We start from the raw sequence: 17494 nt of genomic DNA on the forward strand, positions 1-17494 counted from the left end.
TCTGTATTTTCGTCGCGAATTTGGCAATTGATTAACGTTTTAAAATAGCATTTTCTTATTACGATATTCTGGCTGGCGCAAGGCATAGCGGCAATCGTCCCCACAAAAGTAGGGTTTTAATGTATAATCACGCCACTTTTGGCGGGAAACCGCAATTTTTAAAGCTTATTTTTGAGGATATGACGATGACACTCCCTCATTGCCCTAAATGCAATTCCGAGTACACCTACGAAGACAACGGTATGTTTATCTGCCCGGAATGTGCACATGAATGGAATGATGCCGAACCTGCAGCAGACAACGATCAACTGGTAGTTAAAGATGCCAACGGCAACCTGTTAGTTGACGGTGATAACGTCACTGTAATTAAAGATCTGAAGGTTAAAGGCAGCTCTTCTATGCTGAAGATTGGTACTAAAGTTAAAGGTATCCGTCTGGTTGAAGGCGACCATAACATCGATTGTAAAATTGATGGTTTTGGACAAATGAAGTTGAAGTCTGAGTTCGTTAAGAAGAACTAGGTTCGTTCCCCTACCCCTGAGGGGCGGTTCCTGCAAAGCCAGAGAAGGTTCCGTTCACTAAACGTTCAGTGTTCCCTGTACTTACCGAAACGGTGAACGTATCAAGGGTGCTACCGCAGCACCCTTGATAATCCCGGCTCCCGGCGATTAAATCGCTGCTTCGCAGTAAACCTCCGTTTTTCCTTTCAGTCCCAGGGTCGGTTGTGACTCGCTCCCGGCGATCACAACCTCTCGCCGTTCCCGACGGCTCGACCCGGCCTTACAGTCAAAACGAAGGCGATTTATGCCGGACTCAAAGGTCAACGTCAAAAGCTAAGTTCAAAAGCCGAACCGGTTTTGACCTTGAGTCCCGGTATAAATTGCCCCAGTGTTCCCCATAAGTCAGGGTTGAGCTGCCGGGAGCAGCGAAAGAGAGCGATCGCCGGGAGCGAGTCGCGAACGACCCTGAACGTTGGGGATAAGCTGGGGTTTACCGCGCAGCGGCAATTTAATGACCGGGCGCCGGGGTCGCCAGGGGCTGGCGTGAGCCACCTGGCACGTTCACCGTTAACGACAGTTGCAGAAGTCGCCAGACGTGCGGGTGAACGGAAAAACCCCCGATCCTACATAAGCATCAAAACCTCTCGGGTGAACCGAAAATCCCTCCCCCCGCCTGGCTTGCCCAGACTCCCCCAACTAAACTTGTTCTGCACTCCGCATTATGAGGAACGAACAATGTCTATCGGACCCTACATCTTTTTTGACGGTACCTGCGAAGAAGCAATAGCGTTCTACAAACAAGCCGTCGGTGCTGAGTTACTGTTTAAAATGACTTTTGGTGAAATGCCAAAAGACGAGAATCAGTCGGCTGAAGGATGCAGCAGCGGTTTTAACTGGCCGGACGATAAAATCATGCATGCCAATGTGCGCATTGGCGGTGGCGAAGTGATGATGAGCGACGGCAATATGTGCGCCGATAAAGTGAAACACACGGGCTATGCGCTGAGCCTTACCACCACAGATGTCGCTGAAGGCAAACGCTGGTTTGATAGTCTCAGCGCAGGTGGTGATGTCACCATGCCATGGAGCGAAACATTCTGGGCAAAAGGCTTCGGTATGCTTACCGATAAATACGGTATTCCGTGGATGGTGAATGTCGAAAAACCAATGTAACCAAGCTCTGGGTCGCTACCGTCTGCTCGATAACAGACGGTAGTTTCCCAATAGTTAACTAACGTGCAATCGCCCAGTTAATGGGAATTGCACCCTCGCCGCGTAAATAATCCTGCAAAGGCTGCGGACTATATGACCCGTTCAGCCATTCACCATTGAGTGCCGACTGTTGAAGTAGCGTTGTGCCACAACTAAGACGCTCGATCACCGACTGGTGGACCATCGTTGATGAGGTAACCGGCGGCGGGAGTTGCCGGGGCATAATGCGCAGATAACGTGTGGGCGGATACCAGTCACAATGCAGCGGCCCAAGTGGGTCAGCCACCACTTCACTGGGTGCCAGATTAACGCCCAAATCGTCGAGTGCATCATGCATCCAAAGGTACGCGCCATTCGACAAGCTGCGGTCTTCGTCCGTACCAATATAGCCCCCACCAACATCATGATGAATACCGGGAAACATCACCTGCAAAATACGATCGCGGTTATCCCACAGCACTGGCGCTAAATCGAGACGCTGCTCATCAATGGCGATGGCCTGAAGCCCGTATTTGACCCGTGAATGCAGCTCTGTATTGTTAAAACGAAAAACGTTGTAGCGCTTATCATTGAAATACTTAGGAATCCCCATCTGCCCAACGGTTTCCCACACGGCAACCGCTTCTATAGACATCGGGCGCGAAATGCAGGTTGGGTCCACACTGTCACAGAAAAATCCCGGCAACTCACGCACCACACTTCCCAAAAGGCTGGGGCTCATATCCGGAGTATGAGCAAGATATTGCGCCCATACGGATGAAGCAAAACGCCACGCTTCATCTTTATTGCGAGCGTTTAAATTCAGCTTTTCACGATTTAATAAACCACGGTCGATGATCATCTGCGCCAGCACTCGCGCGGTATAAGCACCGTGGCTAAAACCCACCAGATAGATACGATCGCCCGCCTGCCAGTGCCGACTAATAAAGCTATATCCGCGAATGATCGGCACGATCAACTCGGCACCAAACGCGCCACCGAGGCGTTTCACCAGACCATTATGCGGATCGCCCATACCATAAATGTACTTGGCAACTTGTACGATCCCGCCACTGCTATTGGTAAGGATCTTTTCTTGCTCATTGGCTAACAACAAACTCTGCTTATCAACATTCCCTTTCAGATCAACAAACAATTGATAAACGTTACTCGCTGCGGCTTCGTCATCCGCTTGATTTTCTACACCGGGAGCGGTCCATGTGCCATCGGCACAAAAAATAATGTTTTTGCTCATCGCTGCTTTCCCAACACCAAAGGGTACCTGTAAGCAAAGACAAAAACGAAGCGTGAAACAATACGACAAATAGCTGATTAGCCTGATGACTTCCAGGCTGGAACTCACTCTTCATCATATCGAAACTTATCCTTAACAAAATCGTCACATTTCATCGGCACCATGAGGCAACTTTTTAAGGAGCCTGAATGATGCAAACAATTATTCGCGTCAACAAATTGAGCAAAACCTTCAACCAGCATCAGGCATTAAATGCTGTTGATTTGGAAGTTAATGAAGGTGAGATGGTCGCTCTGCTGGGGCCTTCTGGTTCAGGCAAATCCACCCTCTTACGCCACCTGAGCGGTCTGATTACTTCTGATAAATCACCTGATTGCCATGTTGAGTTGCTTGGCCGCACCGTCCAAAAAGCGGGCCGTCTGGCAGGCGACATCCGCAAGAGTCGTGCTCACACCGGCTATATCTTCCAACAGTTCAACCTGGTGAACCGCCTGACGGTACTGGAAAACGTACTGATTGGCGCACTGGGTTCCACGCCGTTCTGGCGTACCTGTTTTAACTGGTTTACCCGCGAACAACATCAACGTGCGTTGCAGGCGCTGACCCGCGTCGGCATGACGCAATTTGCGTATCAGCGCGTGTCCACCCTGTCCGGTGGGCAACAACAGCGCGTGGCGATTGCCCGTGCGCTGATGCAGCAAGCAAAAGTGATTCTCGCCGATGAGCCCATTGCCTCACTCGACCCGGAATCAGCCCGCATCGTGATGGAAACGCTGCATGACATTAACCGCCTGGATGGCATCACCGTAGTGGTGACGCTGCATCAGGTGGACTACGCCCTGCGCTATTGCGAACGCATTGTCGCTCTGCGTCAGGGTCATGTGTTTTACGACGGAAGCAGCTCTGAGTTCGACAACGAACGTCTGGGCAATCTTTACCGCAGCATGAATCGCGTTGATGCGGTTGCTGCTTAACAACTTTGTTATCTCTTTCAAGGAACAGTCAGCCATGAGCTACAAAAAAGTTGCCGCCCTCGCCTTTACCAGCCTGCTAAGCGTCAGCACTCTGTTCAGCACCGCTCATGCGGATGAACAAGAAAAGTCCCTGAACTTCGGCATCATCTCGACTGAATCACAACAAAACCTGAAACCGCAGTGGGACCCGTTCCTGAAGGATATGGAGAAGAAACTGGGCATGAAAGTGAATGCTTTCTTCGCACCGGATTACGCAGGGATTATCCAGGGGATGCGCTTTAACAAAGTGGATATCGCCTGGTACGGCAACCTTTCGGCTATGGAAGCAGTAGACCGCGCTAACGGCCAGGTATTTGCTCAGACGGTAGCGGCAGATGGCAGCCCGGGTTACTGGAGCGTGCTGATTGTTAACAAAGACAGCCCAATCAACAACCTGCAAGACATGCTGGCAAAACGTAAAGAGCTGACTTTCGGCAACGGTGACCCGAACTCTACTTCTGGCTACCTCGTCCCCGGATACTACGTTTTCGCCAAGAACAACGCATCGGTGAGCGAGTTTAAACGCTCCGTGAATGCCAGCCATGAAACCAACGCCCTGGCAGTGGCTAACAAGCAAGTCGATGTAGCAACCAACAACACCGAAAACCTCGAAAAACTGAAAACTTCCGCACCGGAAAAACTTAAAGAACTGAAAGTCATCTGGAAATCTCCACTGATCCCAGGCGACCCAATCGCATGGCGTAAAAACCTGTCTGAAACCACCAAAGACAAGATCTACGACTTCTTTATGACTTACGGAAAAACACCGGAAGAGAAAGACGTCCTGACCCGTCTCGGCTGGGCTCCATTCCGTCCGTCCAGCGACCTGCAACTGGTGCCTATTCGCCAGCTAGCTCTGTTTAAACAAATGCAGGGTGTGAAGGACAACAAAGGCATGGATGACAAAGATAAAACAATCAAAGTCAGCGAGTTGCAGAACCAACTTAGCGATCTGGATCGTTTGACTGCGGCACTGTCTGCCATGAGCAACGTGAATAAAGCGGTTCAGTAAAAACAACCCTAACCCTCTCCCTGATGGAGAGGGTTAAAGCCCCAAACACGGAGCACCCCATGCAACAAACCATTCAAGTCGCCGCACCAAAACGTAGCTGGTTCTCGCTACTAAGCTGGGCGATTTTGTTAGCGGTACTCGTTGCCTCCTGGCAAGGCGCGGAAATGGCCCCGCTCACCTTGATTAAAGATTCCGGCAACATGGCCACCTTTGCAGCCGACTTCTTCCCGCCGGATTTCAGCCAGTGGCGCGACTATCTGGGTGAAATGTCTATCACTTTGCAAATCGCCGTCTGGGGCACTGCCCTTGCCATCGTACTGTCCATTCCTTGTGGCCTGATGTGTGCCGACAACCTGGTGCCATGGTGGGTTTACCAACCAATGCGCCGCCTGATGGACGCCTGCCGCGCCATCAACGAAATGGTCTTTGCGATGTTGTTCGTGGTCGCCGTTGGTCTTGGCCCATTCGCCGGTGTGCTGGCGCTGTTCATCCACACCACTGGCGTACTTTCCAAACTGCTTTCTGAAGCGGTTGAAGCCATTGAACCCGGTCCGGTGGAAGGCATTCGTGCAACCGGCGCTAACAAGCTTGAAGAAATTCTCTACGGCGTGCTGCCACAAGTGATGCCACTGCTTATCTCCTACTCGCTTTACCGCTTTGAATCGAACGTCCGTTCAGCAACGGTGGTTGGCATGGTAGGTGCAGGCGGGATTGGCGTAACGCTTTGGGAAGCGATTCGTGGATTCCAGTTCCAGCAAACCTGCGCGCTGATGGTCATCATCATCGTCACAGTAAGTCTGCTGGACTTTATGTCGCAACGGTTACGTAAGCATTTCATTTAACGAGGCTTTGTTGAAAATGCACTTATCCAGACATCCGACCAGTTACCCGACGCGTTACCAGGAAATTGCCGCCCTGCTTGAAGTGGAGCTGCGTAACCACTACCGCGGTGGCGACTATCTGCCAGCCGAAAGCCAACTGGCCGCGCGCTACGAAGTGAATCGCCACACGCTACGCCGTGCCATTGATCAACTGGTAGAGAAAGGCTGGGTGCAGCGCCGCCAGGGAATTGGTGTGCTGGTGCTGATGCGCCCGTTCGACTACCCGTTAAATGCACAGGCACGCTTTAGTCAGAACCTGCTAGACCAGGGAAGCCACCCCACCAGCGAGCGCTTACTCGCGGTGCTGCGCCCGGCCTCAAATAGTGTGGCAGACGCGCTGGGCGTCACCGAAGGCGAGAACATTATTCACCTGCGCACACTGCGCCGCGTTAACGGTATCGCGGTGTGCCTTATCGACCATTACTTTGCGGAACTTGCCTGGTGGCCCACGCTGCAACAGTTCACCAGCGGTTCGCTGCACGACGTGATTCAAACCCAACTCGGTATCAACCTCACACGCACCCAAACACGCATCAGCGCACGCCGTGCTCAGGCCAAAGAAAGTCGCCTGCTGGAGATCCCGAATATGTCTCCGCTGCTGTGTGTGCGCACTCTCAACCACCATGAAGGTGACGCCTCGCCTGCGGAATACTCCGTCAGTTTGACCCGCGCCGACATGATTGAATTCACCATGGAGCACTAAATGGACGCAACGCATTTTGATACAGCACAGCGCCAGCAGTGGATGGCCGTGCTCGCCCACAGCCTGCCTCAAGAACTGGCAGCACTTTGGGCAGAACAAAAACTCAATCCCGAATATCAGGTAATACGCCAGCCAGAAACAGGCCTGGTACAAATTCAGGCGCGAATGGGCGCCACCGGGCAACGTTTTTTTGCCGGTGACGCCACGCTGACCCGTGCGGTCGTACAACTCGCCAACGGGACTTACGGCTACAGCTACATATCAGGGCGCGATAAAGCCCACGCCGAACGCTGTGCCGTGATCGATGCGCTGATGCAGGAACAAGTTCAGTTCCGGACATTGCAAGAAACCTTAATTGCTCCACTGGCCGCCAACCGTGAACAACGCCTGGCCGCCCGTCGCACCCAAATTAACAGCAGCCGAGTCGACTTCTTCACTCTGGTTCGCGGAGATAACGCATGACCCTGATGACCGCTTTTAACCTGCCCGTGCAGGATGCACAACAGAGCTTCCGTCGCCTGCTCAAAGCGATGAGCGAGCCGGGCGTTATCGTGGCTCTCCATTCACTGCAACATGGCTGGAAACCACTGAATATCGCCTCCACCAGCGTGCTGCTGACGCTGGCCGATAACGACACGCCGGTGTGGATTAGTGACGCGCTGACTAACGATGTGGCGCTGCAAAATGTCCGATTCCATACAAATTCTTCAATTTCCTTGACGCCTGAGCACGCGCAGTTTGCCGTTGCCGACAGCGCGATTACCGCCGACCAGCTCAACGCACTGGCGCAGGGAACAGACGTGGCACCGGACACCAGCGCGACACTGATTTTACAGGTGCCGAGCCTGAGTGGTGGCCGTATGTTGCGCTTAACCGGCGCGGGCATTCGTGAAGAACGCATGATTGCCCCACAACTGCCAGACTGCGTGATTCACGAACTCACCGAGCGCCCGCACCCGTTCCCGCTGGGCATCGACCTGATTCTGACCTGTGGCGAGCGCCTGCTGGCGATCCCTCGCACCACTCATGTGGAGGTGTGCTGATGTACGTCGCCGTCAAAGGGGGCGAGAAGGCGATAGCCGCCGCCCATCAACTTCAGGAACACAACCGCCGTGGTGACCAAAATCTCGCGGAACTGGATGTGGCACAAATCGAGCAGCAGCTAGGGCTGGCCGTTGATCGCGTGATGACTGAAGGCGGCATTGCCGACCGCGAACTGGCGGCACTCGCCATCAAGCAGGCCAGCGGAGACATGGTTGAAGCCATCTTCCTGCTGCGCGCTTACCGCACCACGCTGCCGCGCCTGGCGGTCAGTGAACCGATGAATACTGCCCAGATGCGTATCGAACGCCGTATTTCGGCGGTTTATAAAGATGTGCCGGGCGGCCAGTTACTTGGCCCGACTTACGATTACACCCATCGCCTGCTGGATTTCACGCTACTTGCCAACGGTGAAACGCCAACGCTTAAAACGGCTGACGAGCACAGCGAACCCGCTCCGCACGTGTTCAGTCTGCTGGCAAATCAGGGGCTGGCAAAAGCGGAAGAAGATAACGGCGAAAAGCCTGACGACATTACCCGCCAGCCGCCGGTTTACCCATGTTCACGATCCTCGCGCCTGCAACAACTGGTGCGCGGTGACGAAGGTTATTTACTAGCCCTTGCCTACTCCACACAGCGTGGTTACGGGCGCAATCACCCGTTCGCGGCAGAAATTCGCAGTGGCTATATCGATCTGGAAATTGTGCAGGAAGAGCTGGGTTTTGCAGTCAACATCGGCGAATTGCTGCTAACCGAGTGCGAAATGGTTAACGGCTTTGTGGCCCCTGCTGATGAAGACCCGCACTTCACGCGTGGCTACGGGCTGGTGTTCGGCATGAGCGAACGCAAAGCGATGGCGATGGCACTAGTTGATCGCGCCCTGCAAGCCCCGGACTACGACGAAACAGTTGCAGGCCCGGCCCAGGACGAAGAGTTCGTACTGGCCCACGCCGATAACGTCGAAGCAGCCGGGTTTGTCTCACACCTGAAACTGCCGCACTACGTCGATTTCCAGGCCGAACTGGAACTGCTTAAACGTCTGCAAAAGGAACGTAATCGTGACTAAGGCACTCTCCGGCTACAACTTTGCTTATCTGGATGAACAAACCAAGCGCACCCTGCGTCGCGCTATTCTGAAAGCGGTCGCCATTCCGGGTTATCAGGTGCCGTTTGGCGGCCGTGAAATGCCGATGCCATATGGCTGGGGCACAGGCGGCATTCAGATCACCGCCAGCGTGATTGGCGAAAACGACGTGCTGAAGGTGATTGACCAGGGCGCAGACGACACCACCAACGCCGTGTCGATTCGCAACTTCTTCAAGCGTGTGACCAACGTGGCGACCACGGAATCCACCGCCGACGCAACGCTAATTCAGACGCGCCACCGCATTCCGGAAACGCCGCTCACCGAAGACCAGATTTTGATTTTCCAGGTACCGATTCCTGAGCCGCTGCGCTTTATCGAACCACGCGAAACCGAAACCCGCACCATGCACGCGCTGGAAGAATACGGCGTGATGCAGGTGAAACTGTACGAAGATATCGCCCGTTTTGGCCACATCGCCACCACTTACGCCTACCCGGTGAAAGTGAACGAACGCTACGTGATGGACCCGTCGCCGATTCCGAAATTCGACAACCCGAAAATGGACATGATGCCCGCGCTGCAACTGTTCGGTGCCGGGCGTGAAAAACGCATTTACGCGGTGCCGCCGTATACCCGCGTCGAAAGTCTCGATTTTGACGACCATCCGTTTACCGTCCAGCAGTGGGAAGAACCGTGCGCGATTTGCGGCTCGCACCACAGCTACCTCGACGAAGTGGTGCTCGACGATGCGGGCAGCCGCATGTTCGTCTGCTCCGATACCGATTTCTGCCGCCAGAACAGCGAGGCTGCGACCAAATGACTCGACCGTTACTTTCCGTCAATAACCTGACCCACCTTTATGCACCCGGTAAAGGCTTTAGCGATGTGTCATTCGAGCTTTATCCTGGCGAAGTGCTGGGGATTGTTGGCGAATCTGGCTCTGGCAAAACCACGTTGCTGAAGTCGATTTCTGCCCGTCTCGCTCCGCAAAACGGCGAAGTGGTTTACCTCGATTCGTCGCTGTATGACATGAGTGAAGGCGAACGCCGCCGCCTACTGCGTACCGAATGGGGCGTGGTTCATCAACATGCGATGGACGGCCTGCGCCGCCACGTTTCTGCGGGCGGCAACATCGGCGAGCGTTTAATGGCAACCGGTGCGCGTCACTACGGTGACATTCGTGCTACCGCCGAGCGCTGGTTAGAAGAGGTGGAAATCCCTGCCTCGCGTATCGACGACCTGCCAACCACCTTTTCCGGCGGCATGCAGCAGCGCCTGCAAATCGCCCGCAACCTGGTGACGCACCCAAAACTGGTGTTTATGGATGAGCCAACCGGCGGGCTGGATGTTTCCGTGCAGGCGCGTTTGCTCGACCTGCTGCGCGGTCTGGTGCGTGAACTAAACCTGGCGGTGGTGATCGTCACCCACGATTTGGGCGTCGCCCGTTTGCTGGCGGACCGCCTGCTGGTCATGAAGCAAGGACACGTGGTGGAAAGCGGCCTGACTGACCGCGTGCTGGACGACCCGCACCACCCGTATACCCAACTGCTTGTTTCTTCCGTCCTTCAGAATTAGGTGCGCACGATGACCAGATTACGGGTTGAAAACCTGAGCAAAACCTTTGTGTTACACCATCAGCACGGTATCCGTTTGCCGGTACTGGCCAATGCCTCACTGGAAGTGGAATCGGGCGAATGCGTGGTGCTACACGGCCATTCCGGTAGTGGGAAATCGACACTGTTACGTTCGTTGTACGCCAACTATTTGCCCGACGAAGGGCATATCTGGGTCAAACATAACGACGAGTGGCTCGATATTGTGCAGGCTCCGGCCCGTGACGTGCTGGCGGTGCGCCGCCAGACCATCGGCTGGGTAAGCCAGTTTTTGCGCGTTATCCCGCGTATTTCTGCATTAGAGGTGGTGATGCAGCCGCTGCTCGATTTAGGCGTATCGCGTGATGTCTGCGAAGACAAAGCATCGATGTTATTAACCCGCCTGAACGTGCCGCAGCGCCTGTGGAACCTGGCGCCGTCAACATTTTCCGGCGGCGAGCAACAGCGCGTGAACATCGCCCGCGGCTTTATCGTCGATTACCCGATTTTGCTACTTGATGAACCAACCGCCTCGCTGGATGCAAAAAACAGTGCGGCGGTGGTGGATTTGATTCTGGAAGCCAAAGCCCGCGGTGCCGCTGTGGTCGGGATCTTCCACGATGAGGCAGTACGCAATCAGGTAGCAGACAGACTGCATTCTATGGCGACAGTCGAGGCAAAAAATGATCATTAATAACGTCAAACTGGTGCTGGAAAATGAAGTGGTGAGTGGCTCACTGGAAGTGGCCGATGGGGTGATTCGTAATTTTGCCGACAGCCAAAGCCAGTTGCCGCAAGCCATGGAAGGCGAAGGCGGTTGGTTGCTGCCAGGGCTTATCGAGCTGCATACCGACAACCTCGACAAATTCTTCACCCCACGCCCGAAAGTGGACTGGCCCGCGCATTCCGCGATGAGCAGCCACGATGCATTGATGGTAGCAAGCGGCATAACCACCGTGCTGGACGCCGTAGCACTCGGCGATGTGCGTGACGGCGGTGACCGCCTGGAAAATCTCGAAAAAATGATTAACGCGGTGATGGACAGCCAGGCGCGTGGCGTAAACCGTGCCGAGCACCGCCTGCACCTGCGCTGCGAACTGCCACATCACACCACACTGCCACTATTCCAGCAGTTGATCGAACGCAGCGGCGTGTCGCTGGTGTCATTAATGGACCACTCACCAGGCCAGCGCCAGTTCTCCAATCTGGTGAAGTATCGTGAATATTACCAGGGCAAATATTCGCTTAACGATGCGGATATGAACAGCTATGAAGCCGAGCAACTGGCCCTTGCTGAGCGCTGGTCACAGCCCAATCGTCTGGCGATTGCCGCTGAATGCCGCGCGCGCAATATCGCGCTCGCCAGCCATGATGACGCGACTGCGACGCACGTGGTGGAATCACACGAGTTGGGTAGCGTAATCGCTGAATTCCCGACTACGCTTGAAGCCGCGCAAGCCTCACGCCAGCATGGTTTAAGCGTGCTGATGGGCGCGCCGAATATCGTGCGCGGTGGCTCGCATTCCGGCAATGTGGCGGCGCATGAACTTGCACAAGTCGGCCTGCTCGATATTCTCTCGTCCGACTACTACCCGGCGAGTTTGCTGGATGCTGCGTTCCGCGTCGCCCAGGACGAATCGAACAGTTTCACCCTGCCACAAGCGGTGGCGCTGGTGACACGCAACCCAGCCAAAGCATTGAATCTCAATGACCGGGGCGTGCTCGCAGAAGGCAAGCGTGCCGATATGGTGCTGGCGCATCTTCACGGTGACCATGTCCACGTCGGCCATGTCTGGCGTCAGGGAATACGGGTGTTCTGATGAGCAAAATAGTCTGGTTGATGGGGCCGTCAGGCTCCGGGAAAGACAGCCTGCTGACGGCACTGCGCCAGCAGGAGAATAATCAACTACTGGTGGCGCACCGCTACATTACCCGCGACGCCGACGCCGGGTGTGAAAACCATATCGCTTTGAGTGAAAAGGAGTTCGTTCAGCGCCAGCAACAGGGGCTATTCGCCCTGTGCTGGCAGGCGCATCACCAAAGTTATGGCGTGGGCATCGAGCTGGATATCTGGCTTGATTCCGGGTTCGACGTGGTGGTGAACGGCTCGCGCCAGCATCTGGCGCAGGCTCGTGCGCGTTACGCCGAAGCGCTGGTGCCAATTTGTCTGCATGTTTCGAGCGATGTTTTGCGTAAGCGCCTTGAGGCGCGCGGGCGTGAAACCGCGCAGCAAATCGAACAACGCCTGCAACGTGCGGCATTCTATGCGCCAGATTTGGACGATTGCATGATACTCAATAACGACGGTAGTCTTGATGAGTCTGTCTCGTCGTTTATACGTCTTACGCTTAAGCGCTAATGTCGGATGTCGCTACGCTAATCCGACCTACGAAACGCCGTTGTAGGGTGGATTAGCGTAGCGACATCCACCAAAAATTCACAAGGAACCGCGTAATGTCTGGAACCGTTGCACTGCGCCCCGCCACACTTGCTGACAGCAATACCGTTTATGGTTTGATTTGCGAATTGAAACAGGCGGAATTTGACCGCCAGGCATTTAACGTTGGATATGCGGCAAACCTTCAGGACAACAACTTATGCTACCAATTGGCACTGATTAACGGCGAGGTAGTGGGCATGATTGGTTTGCATATGCAGTTTCATCTGCACCATGTGAACTGGGTAGGTGAAATTCAGGAACTGGTGGTGATGCCGCAAGCGCGTGGTTTTGGTGTGGGCAGCAAGTTGCTGAGCTGGGCCGAAGAATATGCCCGGCTCGCTGGCGCTGAGTTGACCGAGCTTTCCACCAGCACCAAACGATATGACGCCCACCGTTTTTATGAGCGTGAGGGTTATCAAAAGACGCATTTCCGGTTTACTAAGCCGATGGAGAGTTTGAGTGACTCTGACGTTAACCCTTAGCGGAACTGGCGGCGCACAGCTAGTGCCCGCTTTTGGCTGTTTCTGTGCCGCCTGCGAGCGAGCTCGCAATAATCCGCAACACCGCCGTAAACCCTGTAGCGCCGTGGTGACGTTCAACGATGCAGTGACGCTGCTGGATGCGGGTATTCCCGATTTAATGGACCTCTGGCAGCCCGGGGAATTTAAGCAGTTTTTGCTCACCCATTACCATATGGACCACGTGCAGGGTTTATTCCCACTGCGCTGGGGTGTGGGCGATAAAATCCCCGTTTACGGTCCGGCCGATGAGCAGGGCTGCGACGATCTGTTTAAACACCCCGGCATTCTCGATTTCAGTCACACGCTTGAACCCTTCGTCTGGTTTACCTTGCAGGCGCTGCGTGTAACTCCCTTACCGCTCAACCATTCAAAATTGACGCTGGGCTATTTTTTTGAAACCCCGCACAGTCGTGTGGCATGGCTCAGCGACACCGCCGGGTTGCCTGAGAAAACGCTGAAGTTTCTGGCAAATAATAAACCTGATGTCATCGTGATTGATTGCAGCCATGAACCGCGTCCCGAAACGCCAAAAAACCATTGCGATTTGAATACCGTTATCGAGCTTAATAAACAGATTGACTGCCCGCGCGTTGTTCTCACACATATCAGCCACCAGTTTGATTGTTGGCTGATGGAGAATGAACTCCCCAAAGGGTTTGAGGCCGGGTTTGACGGGATGGTTATTCGGGTGGAATAGCGTTTAGTTCCGCGTGTTTAATGTCGGATGTCGCTGCGCTAATCCGACCTACAAAACCACGCTCTTTCGTAGGGGGGATTAGCGCAGCGACATCCACCACTGTATCAATCGCGAAAAAACCTTCGTTCACCAACATTTAAATCTCCCACCACGCCTGCCCAATCCACCGGATAAAGTCCTTTTCTTACATCGCGGTGAAAAGAAGAATATGGCCATTCGCAAACCTTATTCACCCGCCCGTGTTTAACCGGGTTGATGTAAACGTAATCGACATGCGTTGTGTAATCGCGCTCGTCCCTGATGCAATGCTCCCAAAAACGTTTTTGCCAGACGGTGCCTCGCCGCACAGCCAGAGATGAAGTGAATGTCTTTTTAATCTCCTGCCAGCGCTGTGGGAAATCGCTTTCATTAGGAGGAAGTGTCCAGATGCAATGCATATGATCGGGTAAAACCACCCAGGCATTTATCTCGAATGGATGACGTTGTTTCACTTTTAGAATGGATTGTCTTAACTCAGCAATATACCTGGTGAGCAAGTCAGCCTGCCGGTTTTGCAGATTTACGGTGAAGAACCATGTTCCACCAGAAACACGCATACGACGGTAACTCGACATTGAAGCATCCTTGTTTCATATCGGATATCGCTGCGCTAATCCGACATGTGGTGGGATTAGCATTGCGACATCCACCAATAATTATCACAACCTAACACAACAAAATCGAAATACTTCCGGTTAACAGTCATTCCAGAACCCGGCTCGCAGAATGCAAAACTTACCGAAAATCATCATCCAAACGGCGCTCGTCTTCTTCAAGTTGCCGGCGTTGTTGATCCAACTGGCGTTGCTGGTCGTCAAGCTGGCGTCGACGGTCTTCTAACTGACGGTGCCGGTCTTCATACTGGCGGCGATCGTCATCATCTCGACGCTGGCTTTCGTCCCAACGGCGGTCGTCGTTGTCGTCATTACGGCTGTCACTCGGTTTGTAGGCGTCGTTAATCGCCTGCGAAATAGACCCCACAATGGAGTTATCAAACAGGCCATCCAACGCATCGGCGTGGGCAAGAGTTGTCATGGTCAGGGTGCTGAGTAGCACTAAGGTGGAATATCGATTCATAAGCCCATCTCATGAAAATAGAGTTTATGGACGATAAAAAAAATGCCAGAACCCTGACAGAGGAGAATTCCCAATTTTTACGTTACTTATATTTATAAGTAATTTTTATATTTAACCGATTCCAAAATTTTCATGCCATATTTTGGTGCAGGGGAAATTAGAGAAATAGCCATCACTCACCCTGAGTAACAACTCGAGAATTCCGAAGATTTTATTTTCTCTTAACAAAATTTCAATGAGTTAGCGTAAAAAATAAACAATATAAAAATAATCACTCGGCAAAACCTCATTTTCATAACGACAAAAAATTCAAAAACATGATCGTTATCTGCTATTTAAAATAAATAATGAAACGATATTTCAAGTTATGTGATTTGCGTGTTTTAATCTTTCCAATTCAAACTAACTCATAGGGAACTACAATGTCTTACGATTACATTGTAATAGCGGGTTATTTCTTATTAATGGTAGCCATTAGCCTACTGTTCAAAAAAATGGCCAATAACAGTACCAGCGACTACTTCCGCGGAGGCGGCAAGATGTTGTGGTGGATGGTTGGGGCAACCGCGTTTATGACGCAGTTCTCTGCCTGGACCTTCACCGGGGCAGCTGGTAAAGCCTTTACCGATGGCTTCGCAGTTCTTGCAGTATTTATCGGCAATATGTTTGCTTATCTTCTGGCGTGGGCTTACTTCGCTCGTCGCTTCCGTCAAATGCGTGTTGATACGCCAACTGAAGCGGTACGTCGCCGTTTTGGTCCGGTCAACGAGCAGTTCTTTACCTGGGTGATTATCCCGCTAAGCGTGATTAACGCTGGTGTATGGCTAAATGGCCTTGGCGTGTTCGCCTCTGCCGTATTTAACGCTGACATCATCACTACTATCTGGATTACTGGCCTTGCAGTTCTGGCTATCTCCATGCTGAGTGGCGCGTGGGGCGTGGTGGCATCTGACTTTATTCAGACGCTGGTTATTGCCGTTATCTCCGTAGCTTGCGCAGTGGTTGCCCTGTGGGCAGTCGGCGGCCCGGCAAATATCGTGACTGAGTTCCCGTCTGGCTTCTTTACTGGCCCGGACATGAACTACCCGTTACTGATGGTTGGCACCTTCCTGTTCTTCGTTGTGAAGCAGTTGCAAAGTATCAACAACATGCAGGAATCCTACCGTTTCCTGAATGCTAAAGACTCCAAAAACGCCAGCAAAGCCGCTCTGATGGCGCTGCTGATGATGCTGGTTGGCGCGGTGATTTGGTTCATCCCACCATGGGCAACGGCGATTTTGTACCCGAATGCCGGTGCACAATATCCAGAGCTGGGCGCTAAAGCGCGTGATGCGGTTTACCTGGTGTTCGCTCGTGAAGCCATGCCGTTGGGTACTGTAGGGCTGCTGATGGCGGGTCTGTTTGCGGCAACCATGTCTTCAATGGATTCCGCACTGAACCGTAACTCCGGTATCTTCGTACGTAGCTTCTACGCAACGATTGTGCGTAAAGGTAAAGCGAACGATAAAGAGCAACTGCGTGCGGGACAAATCGCCTGCCTGGTTAACGGCTTGCTGGTTATCTTTATGGCGCAGTTCTTTAACTCGCTCAAGCACCTCAGCCTGTTCGACCTAATGATGCAAGTAGCAACACTGCTGCAATCACCGATTCTGGTTCCATTGTTCTTCGGTATGCTGATTCGCAAAACCCCTTCCTGGGCACCATGGGCGACCGTAATCTTCGGCCTGGGCGTCTCCTGGATGGTGGTTGATGTGTTCACGCCACAGTATGTAATGTCCTGGTTCGGTGTTGAGAAACTGACTGGCCGTGAAGTTAGTGAACTGAAAACTATCATTCCAATCGTTGCACATCTGGTGCTGACCGGTGGCTTCTTCTGCCTCAGCGCGCTGTTCTATAAGCCGCAAGCAGATACAAACGTCGAAGCGACTAATGCGTTCTTTAAAGATGTTGAAACCGAGTGTGTTGAAGACGACGCGCAGGACATCGTTGACCGCATGCAGCGTAACAAGCTGGGCGACCTGACTATCTACATGGCAATTGGTCTGTCGGCGATGATGCTTATTCCAAACCCAATGTGGGGCCGCCTGTTGTTCCTGGCCTGTGCCGCGGCGGTGTTTGCTGTCGGGTATGCATTAAAACGCAGTGCGAAGATCGACAAAGCAGCGGTGGTGTTCAAGCCCGCAACACAAACTAATCAATAACACTATTCACTAAACTCAAAAGCCACCGAATCTTCGGTGGCTTTTTTTATTTCCCGAACAACGCGAATTGTTAACATTGTTTCGTAACCAACTATTTCTTTTATAATAGTTCACATAAGCAACGCGCAAGAATTGCTTATTATTTAACCCAAAACAATTTCATCAATTAAACCAGGCGGCTAAAAAAACCGAATCCGGCCATTGATTAAGAAGCATCTTAGCCATGAAAATTAAAAAAAATAAT

20 protein-coding genes are annotated in these 17494 nt (G+C 52.9%); 17 read left to right on the forward strand and 3 right to left on the reverse strand.

Annotation, left to right across the window (positions count from 1 at the left end; all coding sequences use genetic code 11):
• The first annotated feature begins 185 nt into the window (after positions 1-185).
• Positions 186-521: a zinc ribbon domain-containing protein YjdM gene (locus AC0IXI_RS21660; protein WP_034457014.1), complete on the forward strand. Its 336-nt coding sequence runs from the start codon at positions 186-188 to the stop codon at positions 519-521.
• A 714-nt stretch (positions 522-1235) separates the two neighbouring features.
• A complete protein-coding gene (yjdN, locus tag AC0IXI_RS21665) occupies positions 1236-1673 on the forward strand; it encodes a VOC family metalloprotein YjdN (RefSeq protein ID WP_064515487.1) in 438 nt (145 codons plus the stop codon).
• A 58-nt stretch (positions 1674-1731) separates the two neighbouring features.
• Here yjdN and AC0IXI_RS21670 read toward each other — a convergent pair whose 3' ends face one another.
• Positions 1732-2946 carry a phospholipase effector Tle1 domain-containing protein gene (locus AC0IXI_RS21670; RefSeq protein WP_134186165.1) on the reverse strand — a complete coding sequence of 405 codons (1215 nt, stop codon included), beginning with the start codon at positions 2944-2946 and terminating at the stop codon, positions 1732-1734.
• 191 nt (positions 2947-3137) lie between these two features.
• Between AC0IXI_RS21670 and phnC the strand changes: the two genes are divergently transcribed.
• From phnC to phnP, 14 genes are all read left to right on the forward strand, one after another.
• On the forward strand, positions 3138-3920 hold the full coding sequence (gene phnC, locus AC0IXI_RS21675; protein WP_064515495.1) for a phosphonate ABC transporter ATP-binding protein: 783 nt from the start codon (positions 3138-3140) through the stop codon (positions 3918-3920).
• 34 nt (positions 3921-3954) lie between these two features.
• Positions 3955-4971 carry a phosphonate ABC transporter substrate-binding protein gene (phnD, locus tag AC0IXI_RS21680; protein WP_271130128.1) on the forward strand — a complete coding sequence of 339 codons (1017 nt, stop codon included), beginning with the start codon at positions 3955-3957 and terminating at the stop codon, positions 4969-4971.
• Positions 4972-5030: 59 nt separating this feature from the next.
• The gene (gene phnE, locus AC0IXI_RS21685) at positions 5031-5813 is read left to right on the forward strand and encodes a phosphonate ABC transporter, permease protein PhnE (RefSeq protein WP_083962938.1); all 783 of its coding nucleotides are present in this window, start codon (positions 5031-5033) and stop codon (positions 5811-5813) included.
• A 16-nt stretch (positions 5814-5829) separates the two neighbouring features.
• The gene (phnF, locus tag AC0IXI_RS21690; protein ID WP_064515479.1) at positions 5830-6555 is read left to right on the forward strand and encodes a phosphonate metabolism transcriptional regulator PhnF; all 726 of its coding nucleotides are present in this window, start codon (positions 5830-5832) and stop codon (positions 6553-6555) included.
• On the forward strand, positions 6556-7017 hold the full coding sequence (gene phnG / locus AC0IXI_RS21695) for a phosphonate C-P lyase system protein PhnG (RefSeq protein WP_064515476.1): 462 nt from the start codon (positions 6556-6558) through the stop codon (positions 7015-7017).
• Complete coding sequence (gene phnH, locus AC0IXI_RS21700) at positions 7014-7598, forward strand: phosphonate C-P lyase system protein PhnH (RefSeq protein ID WP_064515474.1); 585 nt, start codon at positions 7014-7016, stop codon at positions 7596-7598. The genes phnG and phnH overlap by 4 nt, the downstream gene beginning before the upstream one ends.
• Positions 7598-8662, forward strand: coding sequence for a carbon-phosphorus lyase complex subunit (locus tag AC0IXI_RS21705; protein WP_471683087.1), 1065 nt, complete (start codon positions 7598-7600; stop codon positions 8660-8662). Before phnH ends, AC0IXI_RS21705 begins: the two co-directional genes overlap by 1 nt.
• Complete coding sequence (locus tag AC0IXI_RS21710; protein ID WP_413499406.1) at positions 8655-9503, forward strand: alpha-D-ribose 1-methylphosphonate 5-phosphate C-P-lyase PhnJ; 849 nt, start codon at positions 8655-8657, stop codon at positions 9501-9503. The genes AC0IXI_RS21705 and AC0IXI_RS21710 overlap by 8 nt, the downstream gene beginning before the upstream one ends.
• The gene (phnK, locus tag AC0IXI_RS21715) at positions 9500-10258 is read left to right on the forward strand and encodes a phosphonate C-P lyase system protein PhnK (RefSeq protein WP_064561758.1); all 759 of its coding nucleotides are present in this window, start codon (positions 9500-9502) and stop codon (positions 10256-10258) included. The genes AC0IXI_RS21710 and phnK overlap by 4 nt, the downstream gene beginning before the upstream one ends.
• A gap of 9 nt (positions 10259-10267) precedes the next feature.
• Entirely contained in the window at positions 10268-10969 is a 702-nt protein-coding gene (gene phnL, locus AC0IXI_RS21720; RefSeq protein WP_471683088.1) for a phosphonate C-P lyase system protein PhnL, read from the forward strand.
• Positions 10959-12095: an alpha-D-ribose 1-methylphosphonate 5-triphosphate diphosphatase gene (gene phnM / locus AC0IXI_RS21725; protein ID WP_471683089.1), complete on the forward strand. Its 1137-nt coding sequence runs from the start codon at positions 10959-10961 to the stop codon at positions 12093-12095. Before phnL ends, phnM begins: the two co-directional genes overlap by 11 nt.
• Positions 12095-12634, forward strand: coding sequence for a ribose 1,5-bisphosphokinase (phnN, locus tag AC0IXI_RS21730; protein WP_471683090.1), 540 nt, complete (start codon positions 12095-12097; stop codon positions 12632-12634). Before phnM ends, phnN begins: the two co-directional genes overlap by 1 nt.
• A gap of 95 nt (positions 12635-12729) precedes the next feature.
• A complete protein-coding gene (gene phnO / locus AC0IXI_RS21735; protein WP_134186155.1) occupies positions 12730-13197 on the forward strand; it encodes an aminoalkylphosphonate N-acetyltransferase in 468 nt (155 codons plus the stop codon).
• Entirely contained in the window at positions 13175-13933 is a 759-nt protein-coding gene (phnP, locus tag AC0IXI_RS21740; RefSeq protein WP_471683091.1) for a phosphonate metabolism protein PhnP, read from the forward strand. The genes phnO and phnP overlap by 23 nt, the downstream gene beginning before the upstream one ends.
• A gap of 104 nt (positions 13934-14037) precedes the next feature.
• Here phnP and AC0IXI_RS21745 read toward each other — a convergent pair whose 3' ends face one another.
• Positions 14038-14547 (reverse strand): REP-associated tyrosine transposase, encoded by a 510-nt coding sequence (locus AC0IXI_RS21745; protein ID WP_064515455.1) that lies wholly within the window; start codon positions 14545-14547, stop codon positions 14038-14040.
• Between the two features lie 160 nt (positions 14548-14707).
• Entirely contained in the window at positions 14708-15049 is a 342-nt protein-coding gene (gene yjdP / locus AC0IXI_RS21750; protein WP_064515453.1) for a DDRRRQL repeat protein YjdP, read from the reverse strand.
• Between the two features lie 422 nt (positions 15050-15471).
• Here yjdP and AC0IXI_RS21755 point away from each other — a divergent pair, with 422 nt between their 5' ends.
• Entirely contained in the window at positions 15472-17250 is a 1779-nt protein-coding gene (locus AC0IXI_RS21755) for a sodium:solute symporter family protein (protein WP_271130124.1), read from the forward strand.
• The last annotated feature ends 244 nt before the right edge of the window (positions 17251-17494 follow it).

This window comes from Buttiauxella sp. AC038 (assembly GCF_979253565.1).